The sequence below is a fragment of the Micromonospora sp. CNZ322 genome, assembly GCF_007827755.1.
On sequence record NZ_VITD01000011.1, the window covers coordinates 24,386 to 38,133 of the forward strand.

At 67.0% G+C, this 13,748-nt stretch carries 8 protein-coding genes; 5 read left to right on the forward strand and 3 right to left on the reverse strand.

The features are described 5' to 3' along the window. Nucleotides 1-74: 74 nt before the first annotated feature. The 3 genes from FB453_RS23780 to FB453_RS23790 form a co-directional block, all read right to left on the reverse strand. The gene (locus tag FB453_RS23780; protein ID WP_145793529.1) at nucleotides 75-1,034 is read right to left on the reverse strand and encodes an Rv1352/Rv1906c domain-containing protein; all 960 of its coding nucleotides are present in this window, start codon (nucleotides 1,032-1,034) and stop codon (nucleotides 75-77) included. Nucleotides 1,035-1,038: 4 nt separating this feature from the next. Further along, nucleotides 1,039-1,536 carry a hypothetical protein gene (locus tag FB453_RS23785; RefSeq protein WP_145793531.1) on the reverse strand — a complete coding sequence of 166 codons (498 nt, stop codon included), beginning with the start codon at nucleotides 1,534-1,536 and terminating at the stop codon, nucleotides 1,039-1,041. A gap of 80 nt (nucleotides 1,537-1,616) precedes the next feature. Then, complete coding sequence (locus FB453_RS23790) at nucleotides 1,617-2,177, reverse strand: DUF4352 domain-containing protein (protein ID WP_145793534.1); 561 nt, start codon at nucleotides 2,175-2,177, stop codon at nucleotides 1,617-1,619. Nucleotides 2,178-2,261: 84 nt separating this feature from the next. On the opposite strand from FB453_RS23790, the gene FB453_RS23795 reads away from it, so the two are divergent. The 5 genes from FB453_RS23795 (at nucleotide 2,262) to FB453_RS23815 (ending at nucleotide 13,614) form a co-directional block, all read left to right on the forward strand. Further along, on the forward strand, nucleotides 2,262-4,184 hold the full coding sequence (locus FB453_RS23795; RefSeq protein ID WP_486480408.1) for an N-6 DNA methylase: 1,923 nt from the start codon (nucleotides 2,262-2,264) through the stop codon (nucleotides 4,182-4,184). Between the two features lie 64 nt (nucleotides 4,185-4,248). Then, nucleotides 4,249-4,629, forward strand: coding sequence for a hypothetical protein (locus FB453_RS23800; RefSeq protein ID WP_145793536.1), 381 nt, complete (start codon nucleotides 4,249-4,251; stop codon nucleotides 4,627-4,629). 195 nt (nucleotides 4,630-4,824) lie between these two features. Beyond that, a complete protein-coding gene (locus FB453_RS23805; RefSeq protein WP_145793538.1) occupies nucleotides 4,825-5,886 on the forward strand; it encodes a serine/threonine-protein kinase in 1,062 nt (353 codons plus the stop codon). Nucleotides 5,887-5,899: 13 nt separating this feature from the next. Beyond that, nucleotides 5,900-8,701 (forward strand): DEAD/DEAH box helicase, encoded by a 2,802-nt coding sequence (locus FB453_RS23810; RefSeq protein WP_145793541.1) that lies wholly within the window; start codon nucleotides 5,900-5,902, stop codon nucleotides 8,699-8,701. Then, nucleotides 8,698-13,614 carry an Eco57I restriction-modification methylase domain-containing protein gene (locus FB453_RS23815; protein WP_145793544.1) on the forward strand — a complete coding sequence of 1,639 codons (4,917 nt, stop codon included), beginning with the start codon at nucleotides 8,698-8,700 and terminating at the stop codon, nucleotides 13,612-13,614. The genes FB453_RS23810 and FB453_RS23815 overlap by 4 nt, the downstream gene beginning before the upstream one ends. Nucleotides 13,615-13,748 lie beyond the last annotated feature (134 nt).

The following is a 13,748-nucleotide window of genomic DNA, read 5'->3' on the forward strand; positions in this document are numbered from 1 at the left end:
CCAGGCGTGTGGTGTCCGCGGGCCGACGGCTCGTCGGCCCGCCCGGGGTGAGCGGTGGATGTCGGTGCTGCGGTTCAGCGCGCCGGGCGCCACTCGCCGCAGTTCCGGGAGCTGAAGGCGTAGTCGGACGAGCGGATCGTCACCTGCACCCGGCGGGCGCCATTGGTGAAGTAGTTGTCGATCGTGTGCCCGGAGCTGTTCTGCCGCTCCCAATAGCAGCCGTCAACGTCGGTGGTGACGTACGTGCCGGGCTTGATCTCCTTACCGACGCGGAACGTGCCCTCGTCGAAGATTCGACCCTGGGCTGCCAGGTCCACGTCGACCTGCCCGCGCTTCACCGTCTCGCGCCACTTCTTCGCGTACGGGTAGCTGGGGCAGAGTAGGAGGGCCGCGTTGATCTCGGGGATCTGCTCGCTGCTGGCGGCGAAGTCCGCCTCCAGGTACGTGTCCTTGGGATCGACGGCGGCGCACATCTCGTACAGGGTCGTGATGTCCCCACCGTCGTACTTCGACGTCTTCAGTGCGGCCTTCTCGGTATCGGTCACGGGATAGATCTCCGCCTGGGCGTCGCAGGACGTCGGCTTCGCCGCCCACACCTCACTGAAGTCCGGCCGGCCGTCCTTGCCGGGCCGCACCGTGAGCAGCGCATCCCAGTCGTTGCCCGTGTCGCACTCGAAGCTGACCGGCGGCTGCTGCGGGGTGTTTTTGGGATCGTCGGGGTAGGCGTCGCTGGAGTCGGGGACGCCGTCGCCGTCGCGGTCGGGGGGTGGCGGTGTCGTGCTGGGTGAGGCGGACGCGCTCGTGGTGACGGTCGCCGGCTTGGCGGCGGGGCGCTGCTCGTCAGCGCAGCCGGTGAGCGTCATCGCCAGCAGGACGGTGGTGAGCAGGACGCCGGTGGCGCGGACGGCTTGACGCAGGTGGAAGGTCCGCGCCGAGCAGCGGGGGGTGCCGTACGGGTGGGGGAGGGCCATCGTCGTCTCCAGGGCGCGGAAGGACAGCGGTACGGCCGAGTGCCGGACCGGGATGAATGGCAAGGAGTCAGTTCGAAAGGGTGATGATCATTTGGAGGCCGTCATCCGGGTGGTAGATCCACGAAGCGCGCATGTCCTCCCACTCGCCGGACTGCCGTCCGTCCAGCGCACGTGTGCCTTCGATCTCCGCGATGACGGCGTCGGGCACGTCCAGCTCGGTCAAGTAGCACTGCAACTGCTCCAGCTTCAGGCCGGTGCGCTCCTTGCCGACGCTGCGCAGCGTGAGGGAGTTGCCGTCGTCGCCCAGCATCGCCCAGTCCTCCCTGCCGGCACCGCAGGCCTGTCGGGCCGCCTCCAACGGCGAATCGCGCTGCATCAGGAAGAGGATGCTCGTGGCCGCAGCCAGCAGAATCACCACTGCCGACGCCACGATCAGGTAGCGACGTCTGCCGATCGGCGTTGTGCTCGCGCTGGAGGCGTCAACCTCAGGGTTGGCCGAGATGCCAGGGGTCGACTCTGGATGCTCGGGACTCTCGTTCGGATCTGGAGCGATCGGGTCGGTCATCACCGGTTTCCTTCTGTGAACAGGGATGGTGTGAACAGCCGGGGCGGATCGTTCAGACCCGCCCCGGGGTGGGGGAGAGGTCAGCCGAGGGTGACGTCGACGCCGCCGGAGAACATCGAGTCGTGCAGCTCGAGCTTGGTGATCTTGACGTTCTTCGGGATGTCGAAGACCACGACGCCGTTGACCTGGTTGCCGGGGTTGATGTCGTTGAGGAACGTCTCGGCGTTCTTGTTCGCGTAGATCGCCGCGCCGGTGTCGGCGGAGTACTCGGTGCCGTCGGCCGCGTACGCCTTCTGGCTGCTGCCGTCGAACATCTGCGCTTCCTTGCCGATGTTCTTCACGTTCACAGTGACCAGGCAGAACTGGCCCTGCGCCTTCTGGCCGAGCATGTCGCTGCCGATCTTGGCGACGCCGCACTTGGACGACTTGACGGTGAACTCGAACTTCCCGTCCCGGGCCGGCTGCCCGATCTTGGCGGTCTTCGCCGGCTTCTCCTCGGCCTTGGCGCCGCCTTCGTCGCCGCTGGAGCTGCTCGCCTTGCTGTCGCTGCTGGAGTCGCTCGCCTTGTCGGCGGCGCCGGAGCCGCAGCCCAGGGCGATGAGGCCGGTGGCGAGCAGGGCGAGAGTGGTGGTCTTGCGCATCGCTGTCCTCCTGAAGTGAGTGTTGCGGGGTCAATAAGAGCATCGTCCGACAACACTGTCAACAGACAATCTCATGCTTGACAGGTGTGCGAAACTTTCGGCGTGGAGAACCCGACGATCACGGCAGCGGAGATCGCCCGGCTCGCCGGTGTCGGTCGCGCCGCGGTCAGCAACTGGCGTAAACGGCATCCCGACTTCCCCGCCCCCGTGGGCGGAACGACGGCGAGCCCCGAGTTCGACCTGATCCAGGTGGAGCAGTGGTTACGCACCCAGGGCAAGCTCCCCGAGCTCGCCACCGCCGACCGGCTCTGGCGACACCTCGCCGCCGCCAGCGACTCCCCGGCCGCCGGGCTCGCCGCCGTCGGCGCCCTCCTGCTGGCCCGTCAACGCGGCTCCCGCAGCGCCAGCATCGACGCCCAACTCACGCCGCTGCTGCCCGACATCGACGCCCTCGCCGACGAGTTGGGCCCGCAGGGCGCGTTCGACGAGCTGTGGCAGCGGTTCTCCGCACCAGGGCCCGGCCGCCCCTTCGCCACCCCCGACGACCTCGCCGATCTGATGATCGGGCTCGCCAACGTCGGCGGCGGCTCAGTGCTGGACCCTGCCGCCGGCTCCGGCGCCATCCTGCGAGCCGCCGTCCGCGCCGGCAGCACCTCGATGTACGGGCAGGAACTCGACGACGAGTTGGCCCGGCTCGCCGGCCTGTGGCTGGCCCTGCACGACGTACCCGGGGAGGTCAGCGGCGGTGACTCGCTGCGCGCCGACGCCTTCGCCGGCCGCGCCGTCGACGCCGTCGTCTGCCACCCACCCTTCGGTGCCACCAACTGGGGCGACGAGGAACTCGGCCACGACCCCCGCTGGATCGTCGGCACCACACCCCGTACCGAACCCGAGCTGGCCTGGGTGCAGCACGCCCTCGCCCATGTGCGGGTCGGCGGGCACGCCGTCCTGCTGATGCCACCCACTGTCGCCAGCCGCCGCGCCGGCAAGCGCATCCGCGGCGAGCTGCTACGCCGAGGTCACCTGCGCGCCGTCATCGCGCTCCCACCGGGCGTGGCGGCGCCGCACGGCGTACCCCTGCACCTGTGGGTGCTGCGACGCGCCGCGACCGACGGGCCGCCACCACCACGGGCGCTGCTGATCGACGCCGCAAACGGCCACCTGGCCGACACCGCACCGCGCGTGCTGGCCGCGTGGCGGGCCTTCGCCGCCGCCCCGGACGGCGACGTCGAGGAGGCCGGCTTCGCCCGCGCGGTCCCGGTCATCGAGCTGCTCGACGAGGAAGTCGACCTCACCCCCGCACGCCGGCAACCCGCCGTCGTGGGCGAGGCTTCCGGAGAGCATCTGGTACGCACCAGAGAACGACTGGCCGCCATCGTCGGCGAACTTCCGGCGCTACTGCCGCAGGTCACGCCCGCGCCCGACGGGCCGGACGGCCTCTTCCTCACCGTTGGAGAGTTGGCGAAGACCGGGGCGCTGCAACTGATCGGTCCGGTCCGCGCCGGTACCTCCGGACCCGCACCCGACGGGCCGCCGGTGCTCACCGTCCAGGACGTGCTCGCCGGGGTGGAGGCGTCCGGTCGGGGCGACGACCGGTTCGGGCAGGAGATCCCCCTGGCCGTGGGGGACGTGGTGGTGCCAATGATCGCGCGGCAGCTCACCGCACGGGTGGTCACCACCGAGGGGGCGCTGTTGGGGCGCAACCTCTACCTGCTGCGGCCCAACCCGGCGGCGCTGGATCCGTGGTTCCTGGCCGGGCAACTGCGGACGTCGGCGAACGAGAAACAGTCGTCGAGTCTCTCGGGGACGATGCGGTTCGACATTCGGCGGGCGCAGGTGCGGCGGCTGTCGCTCGATGAGCAGCGGGCGCACGGGGACGCGTTCCGGCGCCTCGACGCCTTCGAGTCGGCGATCCGGCAGGCCGCCTCACTGGGGGCGGAGCTGGCGCAACTCACCGCCGACGGGTTGGCACGTGGGGCCCTGCGGCCAGACGTCGGCATCCGATGAGGTGGGAGACCTTCTATCCGAGCGGTGGGCGTTGATGGGCGGCGGTCAGCTGAGGGTGGCGGGGATGTTCCGCGAATTTGGGCCGGTCCGCTCCGCCCAGCCGCAGGAGAGCATCTTCGACAGCGTCGCCGATGAGGAACTGCCCGACCTCACCCAGGTTGTCAGCTACTTGAACTCAGGGCACGTCCTCATCGATGTAATGGATGTCGCCAACGATGCCTTCGACTCGGCCCGGCAGGTGATGAACGGCTCGACCGTTTTGACCGACGGTGACTGGCTCTGGCGGAAGGACCTCGCCTACTACGTGCGGCGTCACCGCGTCACATTGCCGGCGGACTTCCTCGCGCTCATCCGCGAGCGCGACTACGTCGTCCCTTCGCGGGACGTGCCGGAGTTGACGGCTTGTTCGCGGCAGGCCCGCGATCTGATGTTCTGGAACAGCTGACACGCTTTCTGGTGTCGTCAGATATCCGACGGCGGCGTATCGAGCCGTCTGAAGTATGGATTCAACGTCTCACAGGAACCGCCATTCGGACGCTTCCTCGTCGAAAGTCCAACGTTGTACGGTCATGCGTCTGCCGGGCGTCGAGCCGACAGGGCAGACGAGCAATTTGGGTCTGTGTCATCGTGAGGGGGACGAATGACGCTGGGCAGAATCGGCGGCTACGAGTTGGTCCGGCCGCTCGGCTCAGGTGGTATGGGCGACGTGTTCTTCGCGGTGTCGCCGACCGCCGAGCGGGTCGCCGTCAAGGTGATCAAGCAGCACCTCATCGAGGCACCGACGGTGCGCGAGCGGTTCGCCGCCGAGGTCGACAGCCTCAAGTTGGTCTTCGGCTCCCGGGTGGCCCGCCTTGAGGGCGCCGACCCCTACGCGAACCCGGCCTGGCTCGCCGTGGAGTACGTTCCCGGCGCCACGCTGCGTCAGCACGTCGACGCACGAGGGCCGCTTCCCCTGCCGCTGGCCGCCATGGCCGGCGCGATGCTCGCCGAAGGCCTCGCCAAGGTGCACCAGGTCAAGCTGCTGCACCGCGACCTCAAGCCGCAGAACATCATCCTCGGCCCCGACGGTCCCAAGCTCATCGATTTCGGCCTGGCCGTGCTGATCGAGCGGGACGACTACCTGACCGAGCCCGGCGCCCTGGTCGGCACACCCGCCTACATGTCGCCCGAGCAGGTCAAGGGTGAGCGGGACCTGACGCCGGCGGTCGACGTCTACGCCCTCGCCGCGACGCTGGTCTTCGCGCTGACCGGGCGTGGGCTCTACCCACCGACGAACTCCTGGAACCTGCTGCTGCGCATCAGCGAGCCAAGCGACCTTCCCGACCTCTCCGGGGTGCCGGCGGAGCTGGTGCAGTTGCTCGGCACGATGCTTGCCTTCGACCCCACCGCCCGACCCGGTCTGACCGACGTTCGCGCCCGGCTGCTGGCGGTCGCCACCGCTGCCAGCGGCAAGAGCGTCCACGTCCTGCGCCAGGAAGTCGCCGAACTCACCTATGACGGCGGCACGGAACTGCTGGTCCCTCCGGACCTGGATGATCCGCAACAGGACCCGGAGGGCACGCCGGTCATCGAGGCGGACACCGTGCCGGTGCCGGAGACGACACCCACGAAGGCCGACGCCAAACGGCCCAACGCGCCAGCCGATGTGACGTGGCTGGTCGACAAGATGCGCCGCCAGTACGCCCGCCGCTCGACCCTGTAGGAAGGCACCACCGATGACCCCCACCCAGGCCGCGACCTTCGCCCCGGGCTCCCGCATCGTCGTCCGCGACGAGGAATGGCTGATCCGCAGCGTCAAGACCGGCACCGCGGACGGCACGATGGTGAAGGCGGTCGGCGTCTCCGAGTTCGTGCAGGACGTCGAGGCGACCTTCTTCACCGACCTTGAGGACATCACGCCGTTGGTGCCCGAGGAGACCGACCTCATCCAGGACACGTCGTCGCGGTTTCGGCAGAGCCGCCTGTTCCTGGAGGCCGTGCTGCGGCGTACTCCGCTGCCGCGCACCGAGCGCGGGTTGGCCCTCGCCGACCGGTTTCTCCTGGACCCGCTGACCTACCAGCAGCGGCCGGTCGAGCTGGCGCTGTCCGGGTTGCGGCCGCGGATCCTGCTCGCCGATGTCGTCGGTCTGGGCAAGACCCTTGAGATCGGGCTGATCCTCGCCGAGCTGATCCGTCGTGGCCGAGGGGAGCGCATCCTGGTGGTCTCGCCGCAGCAGGTGCTCGAACAGTTCCAGCGCGAACTTTGGACCCGGTTCGCGATCCCGCTGGTCCGGCTCGACTCGACCGGCATCCAGCGCATTCAGCAGGAGATCCCCGCCGGGCGTAACCCGTTCACCTACTTCAAACGAGCCATCATCTCGGTCGACACCCTCAAGGACGCCGGCCAGTTCGGCCACCACCTCGATGCCACGACCTGGGACGCGGTCGTCATCGACGAGTCGCACAACCTCATCAACAAGGGCACCCAGCGCAACGAGCTGGCCCGGCGCCTGGCCGCGAAGACCGACGCGCTGCTGTTGGCGAGCGCGACCCCGCACAACGGCGACAAGGAGTCGTTCGCGCAGCTGATCTCGCTGCTCGACCCGGCGGCGATCGCCAACGAGAAGGACTACCAGGCCAGCGACATCGCGCACCTCTACCTGCGCCGCACGAAGATCAGCCCGGAGGTACGCGACCAGATCGGCGATCGCTGGGCCGACCGTGGCCCGTCGCAGGCACTGCACTGCGAGGCCAGCCACCGCGAGGAGCAGATCTTCGACGAGCTGACCGACGTGTGGCTGGCCGGCAAGTGGACTGACGAGGCAATCACCGGGCAGCACCGGCTCTTCCCGTACACCTTGTTGAAATCGTTCTTGTCCTCGCACCGGGCGTTGCACGAGACGGTGACCAACCGGCGAAAGAAGGCCACCGGCACCGAGCGGGCGGCCCTGGACCGGCTCGCGGAGTTGACCTCCGCGATGACCGATACCGACTCCAGCAAGCTCAGGGGCGTGGTCGACGAGTTGAGGAAGATCGGCGTCGGCAAGAACAGCGCAACCCGGGCCGTGGTCTTCTCCGAGCGGGTGCCGACCATCAAGTGGCTTGCCGAGGTCGTCCCCGGAATGCTCGGCCTCAAGCCGAACGCCATCCGGGTGCTGCACGGCGGGGTGGCCGACAAGGATGAGCAGACGATCCTTCAGGAGTTCGAGCTGGCCGGCAGTGACGTCCGGTTGCTCTTCACCGGCGACGTCGCCTCCGAGGGCGTCAACCTGCATCAGCAGTGCCACCACCTGATCCACTACGACATCCCGTGGAGCCTGATTCGGATCGAGCAGCGCAATGGCCGCATCGACCGCTACGGGCAGAAGCACCAACCGCAGTTTCGCGCGCTGATCCTCACCTCCGACCGTGAGGACGCCAAGGACGACCGGACGGTCGCCGAGAAGCTGCTCAACCGGGAGGAGACCGCTCACCGCAGCCTCGGCAGCGTCGAGGCGGTGACGGGCCAGTACGACGCCAAGGCCGAGGAGGACCGGCTGGTCCGGGACCTGCTCGCCGGCAAGTCGGTGGACGAGTCCTACGAGGCTGCCCACGCCGAGGTCGACGTGATGGCTGACCTCTTCGGGGAGGTCGGCACCGCACCGGTCACGGCGGATATCCCGCGCGCTCAGGTGCCGAAGCTCTTCGACTCCACGCAGGACTTCGTTGACGCCGCCCTGTACGAGATCTACGAGGACCGGCCCGAGGACCACATCGACCTGCGCCGCGAGGACGAACTGATGACCTTCCTCGCCCCTGACGACCTGGTGCACCGGCTCACCGACCTGCCCCGCACCTACCTGCGGGCACACCGGGAGGGCGAGGACCTGCGACTCAAGGTCACCTTCGACCGCGCGCTCGCCCAGCGCAAGCTCGATCAGGCCCGGCAGAGCAAGACCCCGATGTGGCCAGACATCGCCTTCCTCAGCGACGTGCACCCGATGGTCGACTGGCTGGTCGACAAGGTCCTGATCCGGCTCGGTCGCCAGCAGGCCCCGGTGCTCACCGCCGACGTGACCGCGCCGACGTTCCTGATCCAGGGCGTCTACGCCAACCGCCTCGGCCAACCCACCGTGGTCCAGTGGATGGCCGTCTCCGACCTGCCCGCGTCGCCGACCATCCGACCGATGGACGACGTGCTGCGCGAGGCCAACGTCGGCCCCACGATGGTCAACCGCGCCGAGGCCATCGCGATCGACCCGCTGAAGGATCTGTTGCCGGAGGCGGTCCAGGTCGCCCGGCAGTATCTGGAAGGCAAGCGCGCCGAGTGGGCCGAGGCCAACGCCGAGCCCTTGCACCGGCACCGTGAGCAGCTGAGGACCTTCCAGCAGGCCAGCATTCTCGATGAGCTGCCCGGCGCGCACCGGGAGAAGCGACGCCAACGCGTCGACACCACCGTCCAGGAGCAGCACGACCTGCTCGACCGCCTGGAAACAGCCGGCGACCCGCTGCTGCGGGTGCTCGCCGTCCTCGTACCGTCGCAGGAGAGTGCCGCATGAGCTTCGAGTCGCTGACCAACCGCGGCGAGTACCTCTCCGCGCACTACCTCGCCGAGATCCTGCCCACGACCCTCAAGGGTGGTCTGCTCAAGCAGTGGGCCGAGACGGAAAAGTCTGGCGAGCCGACGCCGCGCACCGGTCTGCGCGGCATGCGCCGGCAGTACTTCGACGCCAAGACCGAGCTGACCGACGTCGACTTCTTCGACCCCGAGCGGCTGCGCAAGCAGCACCAGGACGTGCTGCGGGCGCTCGGCTTCGACCCGCAGCCGCAGACCATCACCGTCGAGCGCAACGGCCAGGAGTACGAGGTCAGCGTCGCCCACGCCGAGCTGACCACCGCGCACGGCATCGTCGCGCTGGACTGCGGTTGGGCGGTCGACACCGAGGCAGCCCAGGACCCGGACGATGCCGGCCGCCTGCTCGACCCGCTCACCCTGTCGAGCACCGAGACCATCGAGACGGGCGCCAAGCTCGCCTCGCTGCTCTTCGCCGCCGACAGCCCGAAGCCCCGCTACGTGCTGATCCTCAGCGGCGGCGTGATCACCCTCGCCGACCGCACCGTCTGGGGTGAGGGCCGATACCTGGCCGTCAGCCTCGACACCGCGTACGCCCGCAACGACGACAAGGAACTCGACGTCGTCGCCGCGCTCTTTGGTGCCGACTCGCTGCGCCCACCCGCCGAGGGCGGCACCGAACCCCTCGCCGACCTGGTCGCCGGCTCCCGCCAGCACGCCGTCGGGGTGTCAAGCGAACTCCGCGAGGGCCTGAAGGTCTCCGTCGAACTCATCGCCAACGAGGTCCTCGACCAGATCCGGCGGGCCGGCCACCAGCCGCAGCAGGTGATGGACCTCGACGAGCTGGCCAAGGAACTGGGCCGGGAGTCGCTGCGCTACCTCTACCGAATCCTGTTCCTGCTCTACGCCGAGGCCCGTCCTGAACTGGGCGTGCTGCCGGTCAACGACCCCCAGTACGTCGAGGGCTACAGCCTCGCCCGCCTCGGTGACCTCGTCTCCCGCCGCCTGGCCCCGTCCGCCGAGGACGGCACCCATCTGTACGAGTCGCTCGACCTGCTGTTCCGCATGGTCAACGAGGGGCACCGGCCGCGCGGCGGCGCGGAGGTCGAGGACAAGGCCAGCGAGGGGGAGGGGCTGCGCTTCGAGCCCATGCGCTCCGACCTGTTCCTGCCCGAGAAGACCAAGCTCATCGGCCGGTTGATCGCCGAGCCGGGCAGCGACCCCGACGACGAGCACGCACCGAAGATTGACACGCGGCTGCGCAACAAGGTCCTCTACGAGGTGCTGCGCCGGCTGATGCTCACCAAGGGCGGCAAGAAGCGCCGCGGCGGCTTCATCTCGTACGCCCAGCTCGGCATCAACCAGCTCGGCGCGGTCTACGAGGGCCTGATGTCGTACACCGGTTTCGTCGCCACCGAGCAGCTCTACGAGGTCGCCAAGAACGGCGACCCGAAGGACGGCTCGTGGATGATCCCGGCCTCCAAGGTCGACGAGTACGACGATGGTGTCTTCGTCTACAAGGAAGACGCCTACACCGGCGTCCGTAGCCGGGTCAGCTACGAGCCGGGACAGTTCGTCTACCGGCTCGCCGGTCGGGACCGGCAGACCAGCGCCTCCTACTACACCCCGCAGTCGCTCACCGAGGTTACCGTCCAGCTCGCCCTCAAGTACCGGCTCGACCAGGACGACACGATCACCCCGGCCCGCGAACTGCTGGACTGGACCATCTGCGAACCGGCGCTCGGCTCCGGCGCGTTCCTCAACGAGGCGATCAACCAGGTCGCCGCCGAATACCTGCGCCGCCGGCAGAAGGAACTGGACGTCACTCTCGACCCGGAGGACTACCACCTCGAACTCCAACGGGTGAAGGCGTACATCGCCCTGCACAACAGCTACGGCGTCGACCTCAACCGAACCGCCGTCGAACTGGCCGAGGTGTCGCTCTGGCTCAACGTCATGCACGCTGGCCTCCAGGCACCCTGGTTCGGCCTGCACCTGCAACGTGGCAACTCCCTCATCGGCGCTGGCCGCAAGACCTACGGCCCGAAGCAGCTCGCCGACAAGTCGTGGCTCACCACCGCGCCGAAGGAACAGCCCTTCCGGGACGGGCCCATCGACGAGGGCACCATCCACCATTTCCTGCTCCCGGCCGACGGCTGGGGCGCGGTCGCGGGCGAGAAGGAGGCCCGCGAGCTGGCGCCGGCCGAGACCGCTCGACTAAAGGCTTGGCGTACGGCGATGAAGCGCACGCCGTCCGCCAAGGGAAAGAACTCGCAGGTCCAGCGCTTGCAGGCCCTCAGTCGGAGGGTCGAGTTCCTGTGGGGGTTGGTGCAGCAACGGCTTGACATTTCCGAGCGGGAGATCCGCCGCGACATCAAGGTCTGGGGCGCCGAGGACCTGCCGCCGGTCACCGAAGCCGTGCCCCGGGAGGAGATTCTTGCCGACCTGACCGCGCCGGGCACGCCGTACTGGCGGCTCAAGACGCTGATGGACGTCTGGTGTGCGCTGTGGTTCTGGCCGCTGGACAAGGTCGGGCTGCTCGACGGCTCCGACCCGAGGTATCCGGCTGCGCCCGTCCAGGTCTCACACATCAAGGACGAGCCGGCGTACGAGGAACCGGCCGTGTACGAGACTGCGGACATCTTCGGGAACGTGCAGCCGCAGCAGATGAAGCTCCCGACCAAGCCGACCGGCGGCACCCGGCGGATGACGGTGGCGGAACAGCTCCGGCAGCAGGTGCCGCTGACCAACCTCGACGACTGGCTGACGTTCGCCGAAGCGCTCATCGGCCGCAGTGATGTGGACGAGAACACCGAGAGGTTCTACGGCCGGACGCTCACGAGCCTGAGCGAGATGAGCGAGTTCGAGCAAAAGCTCGACGGCGTGATCGGCGTCGACTCGCCTTGGACCCTCTCCGACCGCTTCCCTTGGCTCCTTGCCGCTGACCAGATCGCCGAACAACAGGGCTTCTTCCACTGGGAACTTACCTTCGCCCAAGCCTTCGCCAAGGGCGGTTTCGACATTCAAGTCGGCAATCCGCCCTGGGTCCGGCCCGATTGGAAGGAAGATTCAGTTCTGGCCGAACGCGAGCCATGGTTCTGTTTAGTTGAGAAACCTCCGGCGCGCACCTGGATGGAGCGAAAATCAGCACTACTGCGACGGCAAGAAGATCGTCGATATTACCTGATGGAAATCTGCAACAAAGCTGGCCTCGTGTCAGTCCTTGCCAGTCCGGTGCTCTATCGCCTCTTGGTAGGTACTCGACCCGATCTCTACCGCGCCTTCATGTGTCAAGTCTGGGCCAATATCGGCCGAGGCGGAACCGGCGGACTTGTGCACCCGGATACCCACTTCGTGGGAGTGAAAGAGGCTGAGTTGCGGGCCTCCAGTTACGGGCATCTGCGATTTCACGCCCACTTTCACAACCGTCGAGGGGTATTCCCTGAAATTCACGTCAACACTGAGTTTGCTATCCACATCTACGGCAAGAAAAGGGCGGCCCGTTTCTCCCATATGAGCTGGCTATTCGATCCCCGCACGCTCGTCGAGTCGCTTACTCATGACGGATCGGGCCCTCCTCCGGGGCAGAAGTACCAGCGGTCGTGGGACCTGCGCCCTCACAAGTCTCGGATAATCGGGGTGGATCAGGCAACCCTGAGGCTCTGGCAGAGCCTGCGAGGTGATTTCGCTCAGCCGGTAGGGCAGGCCGAGCTGCTGTATCCGATAACGACACACGAGGAGCGGGCAATGGCGGCCCTCGCCGCGTGTACCCACCGACTCGGCGCGACTGTTCCTCGGATTACTGGCGGATACAACGAAACGACTGCTCGTCAAGCCGGTCTCATTCGGCAGGCCCTCTGCAACCCGACTTCTCTTGATGAGGTGGTCTTGCAGGGCAGTCACTTTGCTGCCGCTACACCCTTTGCTAAGCAACCTGAAGTCGCGATTGGAGAAAGTCGAACTTGGCAAGCGTTCGACCTGACTTCTTTGCCTATGCGAGTGGTGCCGCGCACGATGTATGTAGTAAACGAGACGGAGGGTGAGTCGCGTGCCGGTCAGGAAATTTGGGCCGGGAAACCCTACACGAGATACTATCGACTCGTCTGGCGAATGATGATTCCATTCGACACCGAGCGGAGTCTCTTTGCGGCGATGATACCGCCCGGCCCAGCTCACATCCATTCCGTTCGTAGCTTGGCTCTGGGGAGCGTCGAACAAACCACTCTGGCAGCGGGGTTTTGGGCATCGTTGCCGCTCGACTATATCCTTCGCATAACCGGGCGAGCTAACCTTGACGTCGCGGCAGCGAAGCTAATGCCTATGCCTCAGGTTTCGCACCCGCTGTCGTCGCCGTTGCTTGTTCGAACGTTAAGAATGAATTGCCTTACGGGTGCTTTTAGTGAGCTGTGGGCAGATCTGTTCGATCGTCGTTGGTCTTCTGAGTGCTGGGCATATGCTTGGCCCGCCGCAGCTGCCTCCCTAGGAAGCGTCAGCCCCGAGTGGAGCGCTCGGATACCCCTACGTACTGACCTGGAGCGCCGTGCGGCATTGGTCGAAATAGATGCACTTGTCGCGGCATGGTTGGGCATCGAAGTAGATGAACTTATCGCAATTTTCCGATCTCGGTATCCGATTATGGCTGATTATGAGGACGGGATGTGGTTCGATGCTCGCGGTCGGCGAATCTCCAGGGTTCATCATGCTTATGGGTTCGGGCAAAAAAAGAGTCACTATGTTCAGTTGATGGCGTACTTGGAAGACCCGGAGCGAAATCCTCTACCCGAGGGGTATGTCGCGCCGTTTTATAAAGCCGATCGCGAGAACGAGTATCGGCAGGCGCATGCGGTATTCAGTAAGCGGCTTCAAGATGCGATCGACGCGGGCTGGCAGCCGTCGTAGCTTGCTGCCCCTCTTCCACCCGGAAGGGAAGCGAATGGCGCCGGAGTAGTCACCCGAAGCGCCAGGCTGGGCGGCACTTCGCGGTGGCTGAGGCCGTGTTGCATGGCCTTTCGGCGAGCCTGCACGATGCGCAA

Coding starts and splice junctions, on each gene's coding strand:
- FB453_RS23785 (WP_145793531.1), bottom strand. CDS start 1,536: ATGACCGACCCGATCGCTCCAGATCCGAACGAGAGTCCCGAGCATCCA.
- FB453_RS23790 (WP_145793534.1), bottom strand. CDS start 2,177: ATGCGCAAGACCACCACTCTCGCCCTGCTCGCCACCGGCCTCATCGCC.
- FB453_RS23800 (WP_145793536.1), top strand. CDS start 4,249: ATGTTCCGCGAATTTGGGCCGGTCCGCTCCGCCCAGCCGCAGGAGAGC.
- FB453_RS23805 (WP_145793538.1), top strand. CDS start 4,825: ATGACGCTGGGCAGAATCGGCGGCTACGAGTTGGTCCGGCCGCTCGGC.
- FB453_RS23810 (WP_145793541.1), top strand. CDS start 5,900: ATGACCCCCACCCAGGCCGCGACCTTCGCCCCGGGCTCCCGCATCGTC.
- FB453_RS23815 (WP_145793544.1), top strand. CDS start 8,698: ATGAGCTTCGAGTCGCTGACCAACCGCGGCGAGTACCTCTCCGCGCAC.